At 41.1% G+C, this 21,230-nt stretch carries 18 protein-coding genes; 4 read left to right on the top strand and 14 right to left on the bottom strand.

What is annotated here, in order from left to right:
* Nucleotides 1–66: 66 nt before the first annotated feature.
* From C4E06_RS03550 to C4E06_RS03510, 9 genes are all read right to left on the bottom strand, one after another.
* Complete coding sequence (locus tag C4E06_RS03550) at nucleotides 67–2,406, bottom strand: cation-translocating P-type ATPase (protein ID WP_107666840.1); 2,340 nt, start codon at nucleotides 2,404–2,406, stop codon at nucleotides 67–69.
* A 155-nt stretch (nucleotides 2,407–2,561) separates the two neighbouring features.
* The gene (locus C4E06_RS03545) at nucleotides 2,562–2,783 is read right to left on the bottom strand and encodes a hypothetical protein (protein ID WP_107666839.1); all 222 of its coding nucleotides are present in this window, start codon (nucleotides 2,781–2,783) and stop codon (nucleotides 2,562–2,564) included.
* A gap of 101 nt (nucleotides 2,784–2,884) precedes the next feature.
* Entirely contained in the window at nucleotides 2,885–3,238 is a 354-nt protein-coding gene (locus tag C4E06_RS03540) for a hypothetical protein (RefSeq protein WP_107666838.1), read from the bottom strand.
* A 155-nt stretch (nucleotides 3,239–3,393) separates the two neighbouring features.
* Entirely contained in the window at nucleotides 3,394–4,443 is a 1,050-nt protein-coding gene (locus C4E06_RS03535) for a fatty acid desaturase (protein WP_107666837.1), read from the bottom strand.
* A gap of 217 nt (nucleotides 4,444–4,660) precedes the next feature.
* Nucleotides 4,661–4,891 (bottom strand): type II toxin-antitoxin system CcdA family antitoxin, encoded by a 231-nt coding sequence (locus C4E06_RS03530; RefSeq protein WP_035798868.1) that lies wholly within the window; start codon nucleotides 4,889–4,891, stop codon nucleotides 4,661–4,663.
* Between the two features lie 86 nt (nucleotides 4,892–4,977).
* A complete protein-coding gene (gene rnhA, locus C4E06_RS03525) occupies nucleotides 4,978–5,445 on the bottom strand; it encodes a ribonuclease HI (protein ID WP_107666836.1) in 468 nt (155 codons plus the stop codon).
* Nucleotides 5,446–5,558: 113 nt separating this feature from the next.
* Nucleotides 5,559–7,271: a GTPase HflX gene (hflX, locus tag C4E06_RS03520; RefSeq protein ID WP_107666835.1), complete on the bottom strand. Its 1,713-nt coding sequence runs from the start codon at nucleotides 7,269–7,271 to the stop codon at nucleotides 5,559–5,561.
* Between the two features lie 12 nt (nucleotides 7,272–7,283).
* Nucleotides 7,284–7,661: a YkgJ family cysteine cluster protein gene (locus C4E06_RS03515; protein WP_107666834.1), complete on the bottom strand. Its 378-nt coding sequence runs from the start codon at nucleotides 7,659–7,661 to the stop codon at nucleotides 7,284–7,286.
* 32 nt (nucleotides 7,662–7,693) lie between these two features.
* A complete protein-coding gene (locus tag C4E06_RS03510) occupies nucleotides 7,694–8,071 on the bottom strand; it encodes a hypothetical protein (protein WP_107666833.1) in 378 nt (125 codons plus the stop codon).
* Between the two features lie 74 nt (nucleotides 8,072–8,145).
* On the opposite strand from C4E06_RS03510, the gene C4E06_RS03505 reads away from it, so the two are divergent.
* On the top strand, nucleotides 8,146–8,430 hold the full coding sequence (locus C4E06_RS03505; RefSeq protein WP_107666832.1) for a DUF6439 family protein: 285 nt from the start codon (nucleotides 8,146–8,148) through the stop codon (nucleotides 8,428–8,430).
* Between the two features lie 12 nt (nucleotides 8,431–8,442).
* Here the strand turns inward: C4E06_RS03505 and C4E06_RS03500 are convergent, their stop codons facing one another.
* Nucleotides 8,443–9,489, bottom strand: coding sequence for a TIGR03790 family protein (locus C4E06_RS03500; protein ID WP_107666848.1), 1,047 nt, complete (start codon nucleotides 9,487–9,489; stop codon nucleotides 8,443–8,445).
* Between the two features lie 180 nt (nucleotides 9,490–9,669).
* Between C4E06_RS03500 and C4E06_RS03495 the strand changes: the two genes are divergently transcribed.
* Complete coding sequence (locus C4E06_RS03495) at nucleotides 9,670–10,101, top strand: hypothetical protein (RefSeq protein ID WP_107666831.1); 432 nt, start codon at nucleotides 9,670–9,672, stop codon at nucleotides 10,099–10,101.
* A gap of 115 nt (nucleotides 10,102–10,216) precedes the next feature.
* Here the strand turns inward: C4E06_RS03495 and C4E06_RS03490 are convergent, their stop codons facing one another.
* The 4 genes from C4E06_RS03490 to rpsT all read right to left on the bottom strand — a co-directional run bounded on the left by C4E06_RS03490 (nucleotide 10,217) and on the right by rpsT (nucleotide 18,876).
* Complete coding sequence (locus tag C4E06_RS03490; protein ID WP_107666830.1) at nucleotides 10,217–14,137, bottom strand: DNA-directed RNA polymerase subunit beta'; 3,921 nt, start codon at nucleotides 14,135–14,137, stop codon at nucleotides 10,217–10,219.
* Between the two features lie 109 nt (nucleotides 14,138–14,246).
* Complete coding sequence (gene rpoB / locus C4E06_RS03485) at nucleotides 14,247–17,561, bottom strand: DNA-directed RNA polymerase subunit beta (RefSeq protein ID WP_107666829.1); 3,315 nt, start codon at nucleotides 17,559–17,561, stop codon at nucleotides 14,247–14,249.
* Between the two features lie 37 nt (nucleotides 17,562–17,598).
* Entirely contained in the window at nucleotides 17,599–18,384 is a 786-nt protein-coding gene (locus C4E06_RS03480) for a TatD family hydrolase (protein WP_107666828.1), read from the bottom strand.
* A gap of 198 nt (nucleotides 18,385–18,582) precedes the next feature.
* Nucleotides 18,583–18,876 (bottom strand): 30S ribosomal protein S20, encoded by a 294-nt coding sequence (gene rpsT, locus C4E06_RS03475; protein ID WP_107666827.1) that lies wholly within the window; start codon nucleotides 18,874–18,876, stop codon nucleotides 18,583–18,585.
* Nucleotides 18,877–19,202: 326 nt separating this feature from the next.
* Between rpsT and C4E06_RS03470 the strand changes: the two genes are divergently transcribed.
* On the top strand, nucleotides 19,203–20,471 hold the full coding sequence (locus C4E06_RS03470) for a glycoside hydrolase family 10 protein (RefSeq protein WP_107666826.1): 1,269 nt from the start codon (nucleotides 19,203–19,205) through the stop codon (nucleotides 20,469–20,471).
* 172 nt (nucleotides 20,472–20,643) lie between these two features.
* A partial coding sequence (locus C4E06_RS03465; protein WP_198648280.1) for an RHS repeat-associated core domain-containing protein occupies nucleotides 20,644–21,230 on the top strand: 587 nt, incomplete at its 3' end.

The following is a 21,230-nucleotide window of genomic DNA, read 5'->3' as shown; positions in this document are numbered from 1 at the left end:
TGGTTGTTGATTGGTTTTGCTAAGGTTAACACCCCACTCAAAACCTTTGACCATTGTCTCATGCTTTTACTGGCGGAATTGATAACGAAGGAGTAAAGAATTAGTTACCACCGTAACCGAACTAAACGCCATTAAACCCGCAGCCAGTGCAGGACTGAGGATCACTCCAAAACTGGGTAATAAGATTCCTGCAGCAATAGGAATGGCAAGTGTATTATAGCCTAAAGCCCACATTAGATTTTGACGAATTTTTCTAAACGTCCCTAAACTAAGGTCCATCGCTGTGATGACATCATAAAGGCGATCGCTCATCAGTACAATATCGGCGGTTTCCATGGCGACTTCTGTAGACCCTTGTAAGGATATTCCTAAATTCGCTTGAGCTAAGGCCGGTGCATCATTAATGCCATCCCCTACCATAGCCACTTTTCGACTTTTCTGTATTTCTTCAACTTTGTCTGCTTTACCACTGGGTCTAATTTCAGCAAACACTTGACTAATATTCAACTGGGTAGCAATGCTTTGAGCAACTTGGGGATGATCCCCCGTTAACAAGATCACCTCTAAGCCCCGTTTTTGCAATTCTGAGACGGTTTTCTTGGCATCAGGTCTAAGATTATCTTTGAGGGCTAAAACGCCTTTAATTGACCCTTCTACCCCCAAATAAACCACCGTTTTTCCTGCTTGGGTTAACTCGTTAATCTTATTCTTTTGGTCTTTCTCAACCCTTAAACCCTTCTCTTTTAACCATCCCTCATTGCCTAACCAGATGGTTTTCCCTTCTACCGTCGCTTGAACTCCTGATCCGGCTTCGGTTTGAAAATCTTCAGCCTGAAGTAAAGATAATCCTTCTTGTTCGGCTTTTTCTAAGATAGCTATTCCTAGGGGATGATTAGCCCCACTTTCAACTGTTGCAGCTAACTGTAACAAAGAGTGAGAACTCATGCCGTCAAACGTAAAATAATCGGTGACGCTAGGATGACCAACCGTAAGGGTTCCGGTTTTATCAAAGATCACCCCATCGAGTTGATGAACTTTTTCGAGGACATCTCCCCCTTTAATTAATAGTCCCCTTTCTGATCCGATGCTAGTTCCCACTAAAATGGCGGTAGGAGTGGCCAAACCCAACGCGCAAGGACAAGCTACTACTAAAACAGCGATCGCTAGTTTGAGACTCAATAACATGGGAGAGGTTGACCCCATGGCCATCTCTGTGTGACTTGGGTTTAAGACTTGGGGATATAAATTTGTTCCTATAGTGAACCAAAAGAGAAAAGTTAATAACGCTAAACCCATCACCCCGTAAGCGAAATATCCGGCTACCGTATCAGCTAACTGTTGAATAGGGGCCTTTCTTGTTTGTGCCGTTTCTACTGAGGTGATAATTTGGGCTAACGTGGTATTTTCTCCGACTTCGGTGGTTTTGAGAGTAATCACCCCAGACTGGTTAAGGGTTCCTGCGATCGCTTTCTCGCCGGGTTCTTTAGCCACGGGAACCGATTCCCCTGTTACCAAAGATTCATCAATGGCAGTTTTTCCTTTAACAATCTCTCCATCAACGGGTATTTTTTCCCCTGGTAAGACTTTGACATATTCCCCTACCCTCACTTGTTCGACAGGAATTTCTATGCTAGAACTATCATCAGAGAAGGGATCACCCACCAACCGGGCCATAGTTGGTTGTAAGGCCATTAAGGCTTCTAAAGCCGAAGACGCGCGGTTTCTGGCTTGTTTTTCAAGGGTACGGCCCAGAAGAATAAACCCTAACAACATCACCGGTTCATCAAAAAAGCATTCCCAACCCAAACTAGGCACAAGAAACGCTACACAGCTAGTAATATAGGCACTGAGGGTTCCCAAACCCACTAACGTATTCATGTTAGCCATGCCGTGGGATAGTCCTCGCCAACCATCAATAATAATTTCTCGGCCAGGAATAAGTATGGCTAACGTTGCTAGTCCCCAATGAAACCATAAATTACTAATAATAGGAATGGTTGGACCGCCGAAATGTTCTAAATGCCCTAATGTTGAAAATATTAATAAAATGGCTGCGGTAATAAGATTTATTTTTTGTTGTTTTGCTTCTTCTTCTCGTCGTTGAGTTTGATTAAGATGAACTTGCTGAGGGGTTAAGGTTTGTGCGCTACGAATATCAGAAGGAAAGCCTATTTTCGTTAATTTTTCAGCTAATGTGTCGGGTTGAATGGTTTCGGGTTCATAGTCAATGACTGCTACTTCTGTGATTAAATTAACGCAAGCTGAGATCACCCCAGACTGTTGCGTCAGTTGTCTTTCTACTGCACTCACACAACCTGCACATTTCATTCCTTGTACATCAAGGGTAACGGTTTCTACGGAGGGTTGAGGGGTTTTTGATTCTGGTTTTGAAGAGAGTTGTATCATATTTGACTATCATCGATGATCAGTCTGTTTTGCTGATCCCATTAATATTGTTTCTTCAATTCTAGGGTAACGATAAATTTTCAACTCTCAGTAAGCGTGAAATTTATGTTTTCCTTATATTTTGCAATAAGAAAAGATAATTTTTTCTTCACCTATTATTTTAGTCGCAGTTTTATATCAACCTTATTTTGTTTAACTTCATCTATACACTGTAACCAATCATCCCAAATAGCAGGATCGACAGTTTTGCCATCAGATAGTGTACTCATACTGCCAAGTAAACCCCCTATATCGTCAGATTGTGTCATTTCATATACCTTGACCAAATAGGCATACATTGCAGCGTATGCTGCTTTCTCGGTTAAATTAATACTCATATTCCTACCAAGAATAAACGATTATAGAAATGCGATCGCTTTCATAAATAAAGCATTCTGTTGGGTTAAGGAACGAAACCTAACCTACAAAGTAATAATTGCTATTTCTCTAATATTTGCAAAGCTTTCTTAGCATTTATAATAACATTTCTCCATTGTTGCGAATTAATATAATCTGAATCCGAGGCATTTGTTCCCAATGTTTCAAACAATTTTTCTAAACTTTCTATCACTTTAATAATACTTATTATTTCTTCCTCATTTTTAACAAATAAGCCAATTGTTGTTTCTGGATCTTCATCAAAACTAGCTTGATCATACAAAAAATGGATAACATAGTCAAAACAATCATGTTCACCGTTAGTATTGTTTAACCAATTTTGTTTTTGATATTCAAGATCAGATAAAATTTTTATAGATAATAATAACTCTTGACGCATCTCAGGATATTTCATATTAATTAACCTTTTAATTGAAGTAGGCTGATGCACTCCCCACCTTACTATAATATCTTTATCTTATAAAAAAAGGAAGATACTGATTAAATACCTTCCCTTTTATTGATTAATTTAATTACGTTTTTTGGTAACTAGAAATCAAGAATTAAAACTTAAAACTCTCTAGATTCACAGTAAACTTTTCCACCTTCATCGGGAACCACGTGACAAATATTGTAACCCCGAATAAATGCCTCTAAAATGGAGTAATCTGACTTACGATAATACTCTCCTAAAACGGGTTTAATCGCTTCTGTTGCCGTTTTTAAATGGTAGTGAGGCATGGTTAAAAAGATATGATGAGCAACATGAGTCCCAATATTATGATGGATATCATTGATAAATCCATAATCATGATCTACCGTAGATAAAGCCCCTTTTAAAAAGTACCAATCTTTGCCACGATACCAAGGAACATCAGGATCAGTATGGTGTAAAAAAGTGACTAAATCTAACCACATCACAAAAACAACATAAGGTCCCAAATAATATTTAAGTAACCACAAAAAGCCGAATTGATAAGTTAGAAATCCTAACAAAGCTAACATACCAATCAAGCAAATGGTACTGGTTAAAACATCCCATTTTTCAGAGGGACGAAACAGGTCACTTTTAGGATCAAAATGACTGCCTTTTCTTCCTGGAGAACGCTTAAATAAATAAAGAGGATAAAGGAATAAAACCAATTTAAAACGGGCAAACTTTTCTATCCATCCCATCTCATTGTATTTAGATTCTGTGATAGGATACCAACTTTCATCCGTATCGATATTACCAGTATTTTTATGATGAGTGCGATGACTAATACGCCAACCGTGAAACGGAACTAAAATGGGCGTATGAGACAGATGACCAATAAGATTATTTAACCATTTGTAGCGAGAAAAAGAACCATGACCACAATCATGTCCAACGACAAATAATGCCCAAAACATGGTACCTTGCATGACCCAAAAAATTGGCCAAAAAAACCAAGAATCTATTGAATAAGCGATCGCATAGAGAACAGATATGACGAAAATATCCCAAAAAAAATAAGCCAAGGATTTAATGGCAGATGATTCAAAACAATGGGGAGGAATAGCTTCTCTAATATCTTGTAACGTAAAAGGTAGGTCGACCACTTTTGGTTCTGGTCGCTTCACAGTCATGGGTTGCTGCATTCGCTGTTGGATCTCCTTATTTAAACCTGATATCAAGAAAAACTTAATCTTTCTTAATCTTACCTATTATACTACTAGGAGGTTGTTAGGTTAAGAATTTAGCCCTTTCACTATGCAGCTTATGGATTGTTGTGATACTTCCCTTCTCTATTTCATCTCAATAAGGGGCGCAAACTTCGCGCCCTTTGTTGCTTGGTCAGGTCAATTAATAACTGGTTTAATCATTCCATTCCCCTCGCGGTGGTAAGGGAGGGTTACGACGAAACGTACGGGTTAAATCATCATCTCTGTTTCGTTCTCCATTTAACCACTGCTTAATCGCTGTTTCAATAATGCGACTAGGGTCATTGGTGAGGTGTTGCAGTTGTTCAAGGACTTCTGCATCAAGGTTAATAGAGATTTCTACTTTATCAGCGTTGCGCTGCGTAGAGGTCGCATTATCATTCATAGGTTTCTTCCAATCTTCCATTTATTATTGTACAAGCAAGGGAATTGCTTTCAGTTTTTTATCAATTAAAGTTTGTAACAGCCAGGTTACTGCTGTTCATAGATTTCATCAATAGCCAATTCTGATTGTTGGGCTGCTGTCACAGCTAGGCGATCGCATTGTTCATTCTCCGAGTGTCCGGCATGACCTTTGACCCAAATAAATTTTACCTCATGTTCTTCACATAAGGTTAATAATTTTTGCCATAAATCGGGATTTTTTGCCGTTTCTTTTGTATTTCTTTTCCAACCGTTGGCTTGCCATTTTTTTGCCCATCCTTTAGTGATGGCATCGACTAAATAACGAGAATCCGTATATAAACTGACCTCACAGGGCATTTTTAAAGCTTCTAAACCGATAATAGCGGCCATCATTTCCATACGGTTATTGGTGGTCAAACGATACCCCCCTGACAGTTCTTTTCGGTGTTCGTTATACACTAAAATAATGCCATAACCCCCTTTTCCTGGATTACCAGAACAAGCCCCATCTGTATAAATTTGTACCTTTTTCATAGCTGATTAGAGTGTCTTTACTTCTCACACTAAAGAGATAATTCACCGTAACTATAACTCACATCTTTCACCTTCGATTAAATTAGCTAGTTTAGATTAGGAGAAGTCTGAGATCACAAACTAGAATTATTTAAGGCATATTGAACCAACTGACCCAATTTATGGCGTAACGTTTCTAACCCTAATCTTTCACTCGCAGAAATAAACACAGCTAAAGGATATTCTTCTTGTGCAATCCGTAACCTTTCTCCATCGACGGTATCAATCTTATTAAAGACTAATAAAATAGGGCCAGGAACTAAAGGCATTTCCTGTAAAATAGTCATTACAGACTGTATCTGATGTTGCCAGGCCGGGTGAGATAAATCAACCAAATGTAATAAAGCATCCGCTTCTGTTACCTCTTCTAAAGTTGCCCGAAACGCATCCACTAAAGACGGGGGTAACTCATGAATAAATCCCACTGTATCTGTCAACAAAAAAGTGTAAGGTTGTCCTGTCTGATTATCAACACCCGATAAACGACGAGTGGTCGGATCGAGGGTGGCAAATAATTGATCGGCGGTGTACACTTCTGCATTGGTTAACCCATTGAGCAATGTAGACTTACCGGCATTGGTATAACCGACGATGGCAATGGTAGGAACTTCCTGTTTTTGACGTTGTTGACGCAGACGGGAACGATGAGATTGTAACTTATTGACTTCTTGTTGTAAGCGAGAAATACGCCGTTGAATGGCTCGACGTTCCGTTTCTAATTTAGTTTCCCCAGGTCCTCTGGTGCCAATACCACCGCCCAAACGAGACATGGCTTGACCCCGACCCACTAACCGAGGCAACATATATTCTAACTGGGCTAACTCGACTTGTAACTTCCCGGCACGAGACTGGGCCCGTTGGGCAAAAATATCTAAAATCACCTCAGTTCGATCAATGACTTTAACTCCTAATTGAGTCTCTAGGTTTCGGACTTGGGCCGGGGATAAGTCGATACTAAACACCACTAAATTAGCCCCCAAGGTTTGCACCCGTAAGGCAATTTCTTCTACCTTTCCCTTGCCAACAAGGGTTTGAGGATGGGGATGAGAACGTTTTTGTTGGATGGTTTCGACGGTTTCCCCGCCGGCGGTTTCTACGAGTCGTTCTACTTCGGCTAACTCGTCAGCAAAGGCGCGATCGCTCATTTTGCCTGTTTGTAACCCGACGATGAGTACCCTTTCGTGATCTCCTTCGACTTGTTGGGCGACATATTCCCGACGAAACTCCGCTTCTAATCCTTCGACTAATCCTAAAAAGTCCTGTTCTGAGAGGGTTTCCAGGGTCATGGGGGGGGAAACTGTCCAATAATAAGCATGGTTGGGGTTGAACTCTGAAGCGGGCAGTAAATGGGCAATATAGGCTTCTTTAACAAATCCAGTTGCCCCACCCCCTCGTCGCATTTTACCTTCTGAGGTAACGGACAGGAGGACTAAGGTATCTAAACGTTGGAGTACCATGGCCGTTAAACTGGACTCTTTAGGGGGATCAGCTTTGAGTTGGGTGGCAATGCAGCGAATCCCTGAAAGTCGTTCTGCCCCGTAACGCGGTAATTCTAGGGCTGGTATTTGGGTTTGTCGAGGGGTTCCCACTCCGACCCGAATCACTTGGCCACGACGGTTAATATAAGCGCATACCCCTTGGCCTAGATCCGAACTGACGGCAGCCAGTCTTTGGGCAAACTCTGGAGACGTGAAGCGATCGCCCCGTAGTTTTTGATGATAAAGTCGTTTTAACTGCTTGATTTGATTGGGTTTTAACCCTTGCAGGTTTCCGTAGATGGTATCGATAGGCCAACCTCCTTACTTTGGTGAGTTATATTGTGTGATTCCTCTATTATAATGTTTCATCTCGGGACTTTTAGCTCCGTAAACTCCCTCGATTTGTTGGCGACAACAATCAATGGCAAATTCGTTAAAGTCAGAGGAGTCAATGTCATACATTGCCTCGAATGTATCAGGTTGTACCCGACAAAAACGGGGACGTTGTTCATAAATTAAACATTTTCGCGTTTCATGGTCAAAATGAATACACCATCCATCTTCTCCCACTAAACTTAAATAATGCTCTAATTCTTCTGGGGTTAAATAGTCTTCTAAGTCAGGGCGATCGCTGGGATCTAAGTTACAACAAGCCCCACACCCTTCTACACATTGCCATATTTCTCGTTTTGTTTTCATGAATTTTTGCTCGTTTATCTGCTTTGTCTATTTTAACCTGCCCAAGTTTTCAACAACCATCCTAAGATAATTCCTAACCCACCAAAGCGAATAATTTGCCAAAAAACTTCCCCTAATAATCCTTGACGAATGCCTTCCCATAAAAGGGTTTTTACATCGTCTTCGGTTAATAAGTTACTTTCTAAGGTAATCGTTAATTGTTGCAGTTCTTCGTTAATCTTTTGAACCTCGGCGGTGTCTTGGGGGGAAACGGTGTTTAATCTCTCTTCTAAGTTTAATTTTTGCTTTTGTGCCTGCTCTACTTCTTTGTAGCGTTCTTTGAGTTTAAGCAGCGATCGCTCGACTTCCATCAAAGCGGTTTCAAATTCTTCGTCAGGGTTTGGGGACTGATTGGATTCAATGGAGGGCATTCTCGCTACAATTATTAGTTAAACTTAAGAAGGGGCAATATTACAGTTGCTCTGTTACTATCTTAAACTGAACCATGTCTTCTATGTCTCAAGTTTTTCAAACCGAGTCATTACAATCCAACTCTTCTCTAGAATTGGCTCAAATTTTAGCACAACAGTTAAGCATTACTCCCAATGATTGGCACCGTTTAAAAGGCGATCGCCAAGCACAAGCTAAACAGCAACTGGCAACGGCTCTTGTCTTTTTACTCAACAATCAACCTGATGAAGCGTTAGCCCATATTAATCAAGCTGCTGGATGGTTGGATCGCTCCGTTTCCCCTCTCCCTTGTCCTGGCCATGGCAATAAAAAAAGCTAAAAACCACTGATACTAATTGTCATCAGCATTTCCGAAAGGGCGGGCTAAGGGTTCTCCAATAAAGATTCCTTGGCCAACCCAACCGACACTTTTCCAATAAGCGTGTAATAAGTTATCTCCTTGCAAGTAATGATACATGGCAACCCCAGGATGGGGGAATTTTTGCACAAAGTTACAGGGTTCGACGACGGCTCCATAACTACCGGTTGCACCGGCTTTTAACCACTCCATACTACTCATTTGACCACTATCGGTGAGTTTCCCCCCAAAAGATGTGAGATGATCAGCCATCGCCCCTGGTAAAAAAGTATTGCTTTCTAATCCTCTTACTTTACTCACTCCCGTGAAATAAAATAAAACATCATTTTTATCTTTTAAAACATTACTTTTAATGACTTCAATGGGAATTCTTGACGACAATTGTTTTGTAATAGTTGAATAGAAATTAGAGCGCACATTACGGGCTTTATCTTTGGTATCCATTAAATAAGCTGTCCCTTGAGGATGGGTATTATCTGAAGCGACACCGCGATCAATTAATGCTTTTGCCTCCTCAAAACTGGTGGCAGCAATGGTCATAGTTGGACGAATTCCAAAATCTAGAAAGGGTTCAGAACGGTTACTATTAAAGTAAGGATTAGGAGCGATCGCTTGACATCCTTTAGCACAGTGACGGGTATCAAACCCCAAAGCAAAAGCACTGGTAATGGACATACAATCGACTCGATAGGGTTTTGTCCAAGTTAAAGCATATCCTTTCACTTCAGGAGGCGTTAAAGCGTCCACTTCTTGTTTAATGCGTGCAAAGTCTTCGGATGATAAGTTAGTAACGCTAGGATCAAAAATAACTTCAATAACATGATCGGCTGGAATATTGCGCTTTTGACGATAATATTGACCAATTTGAACACTTAAAGGATCAGCATGGTTGACAATAATAGCTAATTCTTTATTTTGCTTTTTCTGTGGCCATGCTTGACAACTGATTAATCCCAATACTATCCCCGAAAAAAAGATAGTTCGGAGTAATTGTTTATTTATCCGAATTTTTAAGTTCATTACTCCTTCTAACAAAAATTTATAACAGCTAACCTGTTTTATCTTTGACTCCCACCATAACATATTTTAGATCATGTATCTTCATAAACTACTGTTTTCAACCTAGACACAGTTTAGAGCAATTTTAGGGGAAAAATGCCTACAATGGAGGGTAATGATTAAAGGTTTGCTTGATTGGTTATGACGGGTTGGAATGCTGGACATCGGTTAGATAATGGTCGCTATACTATCATAAAACCAATAGGAAAAGGAGGTTTTTGCTTAACGTATTTAGGTCAGGATAAAAAGGGAAATTATGTGGTTATTAAGACCATTAATGAGCAAGAAATTACTAAAAATTTTCTAGATAAAATTCGTAGAGATTTTGTTACCGAAGCGTTGAATTTAGCGAAATATGATCTTTATCCTCATGTTGTGAAATGTGTTGATTTTATTCCTGATAATAAACAATTAATTACTTATGGTAGTGGTGGGAATATTAAAGTATGGAATATAGAAACAGGAGAGTTATTACGTACTCTTAAAGGTCATTTTAAGTCTGTTAGTAAAGTTGCTATCAGTAAAGATGGAACCATTGTTAGTGGGAGTAGTGACACAGATATTAGAGTTTGAAGAAATCAATTGTAAATTCAGTTATCAACAAAATCCCAATATTAAAAACCCCTCTAGAAAATAGAGGGGTTAAGTGAGACAAGAAGCTCACTCTTTCAAAGAGGTTTAATATCCTCTACTTTTTCGTTTGATCATCCTTATCCTCTTCCGATTCAACGGACCAAGGGGGATCAGCTTCTGTGTAGGCACGAGCAATATTATCATCTAAGATCATATTCTCATCCACCTCATCAAGAGTTGCCCCAATTAAACGATTAGGGGGTTTTTGATCACCATTTTTGTTGTCTCGGTCCCCTTGTCCATAACGATTATTGAGGCTTTCTTCCCCATTATCTAGGGTTCCCATCACCATCTCTTCATGAGCATTAAACCCCGTTCCTGCAGGGATCAAACGACCGATAATCACGTTCTCTTTAAGACCCCGTAACCAGTCAGATTTACCCTCGATCGCTGCCTCAGTTAAGACACGGGTTGTCTCTTGGAAAGAAGCCGCACTAATGAAACTATCAGTGTTCAGAGAGGCTTTAGTAATCCCCAACAACACAGGGGTATATCGAGCCGGCGCACCGCCAGTAATGGCCATGGCTTCATTGACCTGTTCAATTTGCCGTAATTCCACTAATTCCCCAGGTAACATGGTGGTATCTCCCCCATCATCCACCCGAACTTTAGCGGTCATCTGACGCACAATCACTTCAATGTGTTTGTCAGAAATATCAATGCCTTGGGACTGATAAACACTCTGTACTTGATCGACTAAGAATTTCTGGGCTGCTTGCAAACCGATTAAGGCTGCTTCGTAAACTCCTTTTTTGTCTACATAGTAGTCAAAGAAGACTTCTAATAATTCGTGAGGATTCGCTGGACCGTCAGTTAAATGCTCACCCACATCGACCCGTTGATTATCAGAAACAATGACGTTTTGATTGAGTAGAATGGGATATTCGCTAACAGTGCCATCATCCTCAATGACTTTGACATCAACGCTTTCATCCTCTAAATATTCAACCTGACAAACCCCTGGCTTGCGAGAAAGAACACAAGCTTCTTTTGGCTTACGCGCTTCTAATAATTCCTCAATTCTCGGTAAACCTTGGATAATGTCACCGGTTTTCGCCCGTTCATACACCAGTAACACCAGATTATCCCCTCGTTGTACCAGATCGCCATCAGCAATATGTAAAATGGCTCCAGGAGAAACCCGATAAGGACGAGCTAAGCGTAATCTGATGGCATAACCTTCTTCAACTTCATTAATGCCTACGACTAAACCTGACTCTGTGGCCGTCACCCCTGGGGCTAATTCAGTACCAGCAACAATTAAATCATCTTTGGCTACTGTTGGCTTCTCTTTGATGGTAATCATCTCTAAGTCTTCGTCTCGGACAATTAACACCCGTCGCACCGCTTCTAGTCCACTTCGGATACCTCGAACTTCCCCTTCTTCTCGACACTGAATTTCTGTTTTGGCCACTACGTCTCCCGGCGCGATTTGATCTCCGTCGGTGACTAACACACTGGTTTTAATGGTGCCACCATGAGGATCGGTATCAAGATCCCGACGTAGAATTAGAGATTCTAAGATAACTAACTGTAGCCGTTGACAATCTTCTTCTTCGTCATTTTTGAGTTCGATATCTGCTGCTAAATTAGCGGCCGCTTGTTCTGTTTCAGTTTCAATTTCTAGCACCAATTGGGTACTTAACAGGTGAATTCCATCTACGGATTTTACCCGTTCTCCATCTTTGAAAAAGAGTCGTTGGACTGATCGCAGTTCAATGTGTCGTCCTACTTCTTCTTCATTAATCGACCCTTGGGAGGGGGCTGCCGGTTCGTTACTTACGGGGTATTCTTCCACAGGACGCAGTAATAACCCCATTCCTTCGGTACTTTCAATCCATTCGACTTGACGTAGCTCCTCTGTTACTACGCCAGGTAAAACTTCGGTGCCTGGGGGAATCAAGTCTTCGTTTTTCAAGGATACTTCATCGGGATCGACATCTAAATGAAATTCTCCTGGTTTAATAATAATTTCTCGGAGAATATCATTTTTCTGTACGACTTCGATCACGCCAGAGGATTGACAGAAGATGTCTTTGACTACTTCGGTTCCGGCTTCGACATATTGTCCATCTTCGACGACTAACAAAGAGATATCTTTATTAACTTCGTGGGTTTCTTCTGGAACCCATAACAAGGTTCCTCCTTGCAGCACTTCGTAACCGGTTTTACGACTGCCTTTGGCCACCTCAATGCCACCGTACCGTAACATTCCCCCGGTACTGGTTTGATAGCGATCGTCGATCAATTCGGCGATAATGGCGTGGTTTTGTACTTTGGTTTCGGGGGTGGCTTTTAATAAGAACCGTTGACCATCTGCTGTATAAATGACGTATTGCTCGTGGCCGCCTGTACTTTCTTTGCGAACTTCAGCTTGATCCAATAATACAGAAGCGGTAATAATGTCAATTTCACGGCTTTGGGGTTGATAACGAACCACACCCCCGTTAATAGAAACCAACTTCGTTTCTGCTAACACCGTGCCTTCTGTTACGTCATCTCCATTAGACACCACAGGTTCAGCCCCTGGCGGTAAGTTATAGACTTCCCCTGATAACACCCAAACCAGTCCCCCTCTTTGGGCAATATGGGTGGTATTTCCCTGGCGGTCAGTTTTTTCTTCTGCGATCAAGTTGGCAAAGAAGACTTCCCCTGCTAAGTCAGTAGATACGTCTTTGGTGGCTCGTTCTGTTGAGCGAGTTGACTTAGCTGCGGTGACTTCAGCTAACATTTTGTCTTTTTCAACGGTATCCCCATCGGCTGCAAAGAGAACTGAGCCAGGGGTCACAGAATAGGTCATTTTCTTCCCACTACCGGTGGGAGTCCAAATTAAGTCCCCTGCTAGTTCCACTTGGAAAGCGTCTTCTCCGTGACGAGTTCTAACTTTACGGGTACTTAATCCTTTACCCCATTTGACGGTTCCATTATCAGGGGCTTTGATTTGTTCAGCGACTTCTCCGGTAAACACACCCCCTGTGTGGAACGTCCGCATGGTTAACTGAGTTCCCGGTTCCCCAATGGACTGAGCGGCAATAATCCCGACAGCTTCTCCTAAGTCTACTGCTCGCCCTGTGGCTAAACTCCAACCATAACAGCACCGACAAACCGATCGCGCTGCTTCACAGGTTAGGGGCGATCGCACCATCACTGATTCAACACTCTCACCGATTTTCGCGGCTAAGGCTGCATCGATGGATTGGTTGCGAGAGGCGATAACTTCGTCTCCTACCATCACGTCTTCGGCTAACACTCGTCCTAGAAGGCGATCGCCTAGGGCAATTTTGACGCGATCGCCGTCTTTCATAGCAGTTACTTTCAACCCTCTGCGGGTTCCACAGTCGATTTCTCTGACAATGACATCTTGGGAAACGTCTACTAACCGTCGGGTTAAATACCCTGAGTCGGCTGTTCTCAAGGCGGTATCAACTAATCCTTTGCGCGCTCCATAGGAGGAGATCACATATTCTGTTACGGTTAACCCTTCACGGAAATTCGTTTTGATAGGTTGGTCAATAATTTGTCCTTGGGGATCTGCCATTAACCCCCGCATTCCCACTAACTGACGCACTTGGCTCATGTTACCCCGCGCCCCAGAAAAGGCCATCATATAAACGGAGTTCAACGGATCAGTTTGTCGAAAGTTCCTAACCACCTCGTCTTTCAATTCTTCTGAGGTACTATTCCAGGTATCAATTACTTTTTGGAAACGTTCAACCTCAGTAATTTCTCCCCGAGCATATCTAGCCTCTGTGCTGTTAATTTCTTTTTCAGCACTATCGAGCATTCCCCGTTTGGTGGGGGGAACGGTTAAATCATCGATACTAATAGAAACACCGGCTCTTGTGGCATAGCGAAAGCCTAAATCTTTTAAGTTATCTGCTACTTGAGAGCTACGGGCTGCACCATAATTTCGATACGCCCAAGAAATTAATTTCTTTAAACGGCCTTTGTCAACAATTTGGTTATAGAATGTCATTTCAGTTGTTAATGAATAGTTGATAGTTGGTAATTGATAATTAATAGTTAATAACTGATTCTAATTGTCAGACTTAACTATTAATTATCCACTGGTCACTGCTAACTGTTTACACTTCTTCTTCTTCGAGATCCTCGCTAGTTAAAGATTCATAAGTAGGACGGTTCGGCGCGCGACGTTGACTATCGATCATCAGGTCAACTTCTACATCTCGACTGGTTCCATCGTCGGCAGTTTCTACTTTGTGAACGGCAATATCTAGTCCTAACGATTGTAATTCTCGCATTAACACTTTAAAGGATTCGGGAGTTCCTGGACGGGGAATGGGTTTACCTTTGACAATGGCGTTTAAGGCTTCATTTCGTCCCTGCATATCGTCAGATTTAACCGTTAACAGTTCTTGCAGGGTATAGGCAGCCCCATAAGCTTCTAATGCCCATACTTCCATTTCTCCGAACCGTTGTCCCCCTTGTTGCGCTTTACCACCAAGAGGTTGCTGAGTTACCAAGGAGTATGGACCGGTAGAACGAGCATGAATTTTATCATCCACTAGGTGAACCAGTTTCAGCATATAGGCTTGACCCACAGTCACAGGACGATCAAATTTTTCTCCGGTACGTCCGTCATAAACGTCTATTTTTCCGGGATGATCGGTATTATATACCCAGTCTTTGCGAGGTTTTTTAGTTGCTTTTTCTAATAATCCGTGAACGGTTTTCCGAGAAGATTCTTCTCCATACATCTCGTCAAAGGGAGTGATCTTAAACCGTACCCCTAAGTTTTCTCCTGCCCAACCGAGAAGGCATTCAAACACTTGTCCCACGTTCATCCGTGAAGGAACACCCAGGGGGTTTAAAACGATATCCATGGGACGACCATCCGGTAAATAGGGCATATCTTCAACAGGTAAAATACGGGAGATAATCCCTTTATTCCCGTGACGACCTGCCATTTTATCCCCAACTTGGATCTTGCGTTTTTGAGCAACATAAACCCTGACCACCATATTGGCTCCTGGGGGTAATTCGTCTCCTTGTTCACGGGTAAATACTCTCACATCTACGACCCGACCTTTTTCTCCATTGGGAACCCTCAAGGAGTTATCTCGTACATCTCTGGCTTTTTCACCGAAAATAGCTCTTAAGAGTTTTTCTTCTGGGGGTTGATCGGATTCTCCTTTAGGGGTTACTTTCCCAACCAGAATGTCTCCTGCTTCTACCCAAGCACCAATACGAATAATTCCTTGTTCATCAAGGTTTCTCAGGGAATCTTCCCCAACGTTGGGAATTTCGCGGGTGATTTCTTCGGGACCGAGTTTAGTTTGACGGGCTTCAATTTCAAATTTTTCGACGTGAATGCTGGTATAAACATCGTCATACACCAATCGTTCACTAATTAAAATCGCGTCTTCGTAGTTATAGCCTTCCCAGGGCATATAAGCCACTAAAATGTTCTGCCCTAAGGCTAATTCTCCCCCTTCGGTGGCTGAACCATCGGCTAATACTTGGCCGGGAACGACATCTTCTCCCACAAATACTAACGGCCGTTGATTTAAACAGGTATCTTGGTTAGACCGTTGGTATTTTTGCAGGATATATTGAATTTCTTGGCCGACTTTTTCGTGACCTTCTGGACCGGTTACTCTGACTCTGATTTCATTGGCATCAGCATAGGTAACAATGCCTTCGGTTCTTGAGACAATCACCATCCCAGAGTCCCGTGCAGCTTGCGCTTCTAACCCAGTTCCCACGAGAGGCCGTTCGGGACGTAACAAGGGTACGGCTTGCCGTTGCATATTAGATCCCATTAACGCTCGGTTAGCATCATCGTGTTCGAGGAAGGGAATCATTGAAGTAGCTACAGAAATAATCTGTACGGGGGAAACGGCGACATAATCTACCTGGTCTGGGGTAGTAACGAAGAATTCTTGGCGGTAACGGGTCGGAACGGCATTTCCTAAAATATGCCCTTCTTCATCGGTACTAATATCCCCAGGGGCAACCCGTAAGTCGTCTTCTTCATCGGCGGTTAGGTAAACGGGGTCTAAATCGCGTCTGACTCGACCATCTTCAACACGATAGTAAGGGGTTTCAATAAATCCGTATTGGTTAACCCGTGCATAGGTTGCCAAAGAACCAATTAAACCAGCATTCGGTCCTTCTGGGGTTTCTACAGGACAAATACGCCCATGATGGGAGGGGTGAATGTCTCGAACGGCGAACCCGGCTCTTTCTCTGGTGAGTCCCCCTGGTCCTAGGGCAGAAATCCGCCGTTTATGGGTTAATTCTGCTAGGGGATTGGTTTGATCCATAAATTGGGACAATTGAGATGACCCGAAGAATTCTTTGATAGCTGCGACTAAGGGTTTAGGATTAACCAAAGAAGCAGGGGTTAAACTATCGGATTCGCTAACGGTCATTCTTTCTCGAATAATCCGTTCTAAGCGGTTCAATCCGACTCTCACCTGATTTTGTAACAGTTCTCCGACGGATCTAACCCGACGGTTACCTAAGTGATCGATGTCGTCAACGCTACCAATATCAAATTCTAGGTTAATCAGATAATCGATCGCTGCTAAAATGTCTTCTTGACGCAACACTCGAATGGTATCTGGTGCATTCAAGCGTAATTTTTTGTTGAGTTTATAACGACCGACTCGCCCTAAGTCGTAACGTTTACTATCAAAAAAGCGAGATTCTAATAGTTGTTGTCCTCCGCTTACGGTGGGGGGTTCCCCTGGTCTTAATTTTCGATACAATTCCAGTAAGGCATCTTCTTCTGAGGGGTTACCTTCTTTATCTAGGGTTCTTTGGTAAAATTCGGGATGACGCAAAGAATCTAAAATTTCGTTATCACTCAGACCAATGGCTTTTAAGAGGACTTGAGCAGATAATTTCCGAGTTTTATCAATTCTGACCCAAACTAAGCCATTTTTATCGGTTTCAAATTTTAACCATGCGCCTCGGTTGGGAATTAAAGATGCAGAGTAAGTTCTTCGTCCGTTTTTGTCGGTTTCTGCTTTATAGTAAACTCCTGGAGAACGAACAATCTGATTAACGATCACTCGTTCTGCACCGTTAATAATAAAGGTTCCCCGATCTGTCATTAGGGGTAAGTCCCCGATAAAAACTTCTTGTTCTTTTATTTCTCCCGTTTCTTTGTTCATTAAACGGGTGGGAACATACATTTGTACTGAGTAGCTTGCGTCTCGTCTTTTCGCTTCGTCTACGTCGTATTTTGGTTCCTTTAATTTATAGTTTTCTCCTAAAAAGTGTAATTCTAATTTTCCTGTATAGTCTGTAATGGGGGAAAAGCTATTGAGTTCTTCAATTAGACCTTCTTCAAGAAACCAACGAAAACTTGAATGTTGAATTTCAATCAGGTCAGGCAGTAGATTATAGTTATAAATGAGATTAGTAGTCATAGGTTGCTCAATTCGCCGTTTTTATGGGGTATTCTTGTCAATCATCAAGGGATAAGTTAAATAGTTGACAAGCGTTGTCTGTGGTTTGTTGGGCTAAGGTTTCGATGGGAACATCACGTAATTTGGCCAAGAATTCAGCAACATGGCGAACATTGGCTGGTTCGTTCCGTTTTCCTCGTTTTGGCACAGGGGCAAGGAAAGGGCAGTCGGTTTCAATTAAAAGGCGATCGTTTGGTACTATTTTTGCACTGTCTTGGATAGTCTTGGCGTTTTTGAAGGTAACGACTCCACTGAAACTGATGTAAAACCCCAGGTCTAAAAACCATTGTGTTTCTTCTGGTGTTCCACTCCAACAGTGCATAACGCCTTTAACTTCGCCTGTTTGTTGCCAAAACAATTCTAAAACATCTTTCAGTTTTTGGGCTGCATCTCGACAATGGATGATAATGGGTTTTTGCAACTGGTGTGCTATCCTGAGTTGTGCTTCTAGCACTTGCTGTTGTTGTTGATGGTTACTGGCTTTATAGAAGTCTAACCCCATTTCCCCAATGGCCACTACCCTTTGATCGGACTTAGCATAGTTTAATATTTCCGTCTCAGTGGTATTCGTCCATTTTTGAGCGTCTAAGGGATGCAACCCCACGGCAAAGGATAAGTTACCGAAATGATCAGCTAAAGCCTGAATACTCTTAAATTCACTCGGCTCTACGCAAGAATGCACTAAGTGGACAACTTGTGCTTGTTGCCAACGAGTTTTGATGTCTTCGAGATCAGACTCAAACACATCAAAATTAATATGAACGTGGGTATCTATTAATTGCATCAGTCTCCTCTGATTTGGTCATATCATTTGATAATTGATAATTAATCATTGATATTCAGGACTTGACTTATTTTTGTCTTTTTTCCTATCAATCGATCTAACTATCTTTTATCGGTTATCTAAGAAGCCCAATGAATGATGGGTTGCCCCATTTCATTGTAGCTTTAAAAACGACCTATAAACCGAGGTTTGACCTGCTTAGGAGGCTGAGGCAACTTTTTGTAGTGCTTTGGCTAAACGGGCTTTTTTTCTGGCTCCATTGTTGCGATGTAAAACACTCCGCTTAACGGCTTTGTCAATTTTACTATAAGCGGCTGACATCCTTTGCTCCACCACTGTTTTGTTTTCTGGTGTTGGGGACGCGGAATATTCTTCTACCGCTTGAAAATACTTTTTCATCAGAGTTCTTACCGCCGACTTATAGCTTTTATTGCGGAGTCGGTTGCGTTCAGATGTTCTAATACGTTTTAGTGCAGACTTAGAATTAGCCACAGTCTTTATCCAGAAGAGGTTTGCTAGTTACAATAATCATTATTGCTATCGGACTCAGTATTATAGCAAAGTATTATATGGTTTTGCAACTCTGCTTTTTACTATTGTTTCGGATTGCTCGATGTTCTCGCACTCAAAAGCTCTTGTTTTGATCTTATGCAATCAAGTGTAACCAGTTACAGAATCTAAGCTCTATTTTTCAAGTTATGTTACCAATTGAAATCATAATCTAGTTTAACTTGACTTCATTAATTTTATCATAGTGTATGAGTAAAATGTCATGGATAGTAGAAAAGTAGTGAGACAGAAAGCTATTAGGGGAGCATATGAATAGAAACTTTTCTCTTTGGCGTAATCGTTTAATTTGCCTTGCTTTAACCCTTACTATTTTATTGGCACTATTTGTTTCGCAATCAATTTTTCAAGCATCAGGAAAAGTGATTGCTTCCCCCACATTTAATGAAAGACGGGGAGTTTGGTTAACTAATGTCGCTAGTCCTGTTTTATTTGTTCCAGGTAGTGTTAACCGTGCCATTCAACAGTTATCTGAACTTCATTTTAATACAGTTTATCCTGTTGTTTGGAATCGAGGTCATACTTTTTATCCCAGTAGTTTAGCAAAGGAAATGATTGGAGAGTCACAAGAACCATTATTAAACTGGACTCGCGGTAATGTTAATGTATTAAGTGTAATTCTTGAAGAATCTCATCAACGGGGTTTAGAAGTTATTCCTTGGTTTGAGTATGGACTAATGATTCCTAAAAGTTCATTAATCGCCAGAAAACATCCAGACTGGTTAACCCATAGTCAACAGGGTGCTGTCAATACATTTTTTCAGGATGAACTAAAGACAAAAAATAAGAAACAGTCAACAAACTTTTTAGAAGATTGGATTCAATATAATTATCAAAAACGAGCGAGTCAATTAGTTTGGTTAAATCCTTTTCATCCTGAAGTACAACAATTGATTAAGGGATTAATGTTAGAACTTATTATGCAGTATCAAGTAGATGGTGTGCAATTAGATGATCATTTCGGGATGCCAGTTGAATTAGGATATGATCCATTAACTATAAAACTTTATCAACAAGAACATAAAGGTAAAAATCCACCGAATAATCCTTATAATGCTCAATGGATGAGTTGGAGAGCAAAAAAATTAACAGCTTTCATGACAGATTTAGTAACAACTCTTAAAACAGTAAATCCTAATATTTTGATCTCTTTATCCCCTAACTCATACTCTTTTTCCTATCAAAATTATTTACAAGATTGGAAAACTTGGATAAAACAAGGTTTGATTGATGAGTTGGTCTTACAAGTTTATCGCAATGATATGGATAGTTTTAATCAAGAATTACAAGAATCAACTGTAAAGTTAGCTCATCAGAAAATATCGGTTAGTATTGGTATTTTATCAGGAACACTCAATAATCCTGTGAAAATAGAACAAATTAAACAGCAAGTCGAAAAAGTTAGACAAGAAGGGTTTGATGGGGTTTCTTTTTTTTATTGGGAATCTTTATGGGGTTATCTTTCTCCTGAATCTCCTTATAAACGTCGTCGTGTGTTTGATGAAATGTTCAGGGAGTAGCTTGTGAAAACAAAAGCTTTAATGAGTATCAACAAACCTTTACCTTTCAACTTTTCAATTTTAAAACTTCAGAGATAGAATAATCTTCTATCTTGTTGGGTTTCGTTCCTCTACCCAACCTACAAGATCAACTGAATATACTTGGGATTATCGTAATCGCTTAACGAAGGTTGTGGTCAGTGATAGTAGCGGTAATGTTATCACCGAATCTGAATATATCTACGATGTTTACGATCGCCGCATTGCTAAGTTTGTTGATGAGGATGGGGATGGTGTAGCAACAGGGAGGGTGGAAAGATTTGTTTTAGATGACAACCATATTGCTTTAACCTTTGATGGATTCGGAAATTTACGGGAAAGATTCTTACATGGGACGGAGACTGACCAAGTAATAGCTATTGAAAATGCTGGAGGTGAGGTTAATTGGGCTTTGACAGATAATCAGGGGTCAATTCGTTTAGTTCTCGACTCTGAGGGCAATATTATTAATAACATTACTTATGATTCTTTTGGCAATATTACGCTGGAGTCTGATAGTAGTGTTGAGTTTCGGTTTGGTTACACGGGACGAGAATTTGATGATGAGACTGGGTTGGATTATTATGGAGCAAGGTATCGCGATGCCAGTGTAGGACGGTTTATAAGTGAAGACCCCCTTGGTTTTCAAGCTGGAGATTTCAATTTATATCGTTATACCTTTAATTCTCCCACCAATTACACAGATCCTAGTGGCTATACCCCTTTAGCCTTAGCAGCAGT

The sequence above is a fragment of the Cyanothece sp. BG0011 genome (genome assembly GCF_003013815.1).
Taxonomy (GTDB): domain Bacteria; phylum Cyanobacteriota; class Cyanobacteriia; order Cyanobacteriales; family Microcystaceae; genus Crocosphaera.
This window is presented reverse-complemented; position numbering and strand designations above follow the sequence as displayed.

Coding starts and splice junctions, on each gene's coding strand:
- C4E06_RS03550 (WP_107666840.1), bottom strand. CDS start 2,406: ATGATACAACTCTCTTCAAAACCAGAATCAAAAACCCCTCAACCCTCC.
- C4E06_RS03545 (WP_107666839.1), bottom strand. CDS start 2,783: ATGAGTATTAATTTAACCGAGAAAGCAGCATACGCTGCAATGTATGCC.
- C4E06_RS03540 (WP_107666838.1), bottom strand. CDS start 3,238: ATGAAATATCCTGAGATGCGTCAAGAGTTATTATTATCTATAAAAATT.
- C4E06_RS03535 (WP_107666837.1), bottom strand. CDS start 4,443: ATGCAGCAACCCATGACTGTGAAGCGACCAGAACCAAAAGTGGTCGAC.
- C4E06_RS03530 (WP_035798868.1), bottom strand. CDS start 4,891: ATGAATGATAATGCGACCTCTACGCAGCGCAACGCTGATAAAGTAGAA.
- rnhA (WP_107666836.1), bottom strand. CDS start 5,445: ATGAAAAAGGTACAAATTTATACAGATGGGGCTTGTTCTGGTAATCCA.
- C4E06_RS03515 (WP_107666834.1), bottom strand. CDS start 7,661: ATGAAAACAAAACGAGAAATATGGCAATGTGTAGAAGGGTGTGGGGCT.
- C4E06_RS03510 (WP_107666833.1), bottom strand. CDS start 8,071: ATGCCCTCCATTGAATCCAATCAGTCCCCAAACCCTGACGAAGAATTT.
- C4E06_RS03505 (WP_107666832.1), top strand. CDS start 8,146: ATGTCTTCTATGTCTCAAGTTTTTCAAACCGAGTCATTACAATCCAAC.
- C4E06_RS03500 (WP_107666848.1), bottom strand. CDS start 9,489: ATGAACTTAAAAATTCGGATAAATAAACAATTACTCCGAACTATCTTT.
- C4E06_RS03495 (WP_107666831.1), top strand. CDS start 9,670: ATGACGGGTTGGAATGCTGGACATCGGTTAGATAATGGTCGCTATACT.
- C4E06_RS03490 (WP_107666830.1), bottom strand. CDS start 14,137: ATGACATTCTATAACCAAATTGTTGACAAAGGCCGTTTAAAGAAATTA.
- rpoB (WP_107666829.1), bottom strand. CDS start 17,561: ATGACTACTAATCTCATTTATAACTATAATCTACTGCCTGACCTGATT.
- C4E06_RS03480 (WP_107666828.1), bottom strand. CDS start 18,384: ATGCAATTAATAGATACCCACGTTCATATTAATTTTGATGTGTTTGAG.
- C4E06_RS03470 (WP_107666826.1), top strand. CDS start 19,203: ATGAATAGAAACTTTTCTCTTTGGCGTAATCGTTTAATTTGCCTTGCT.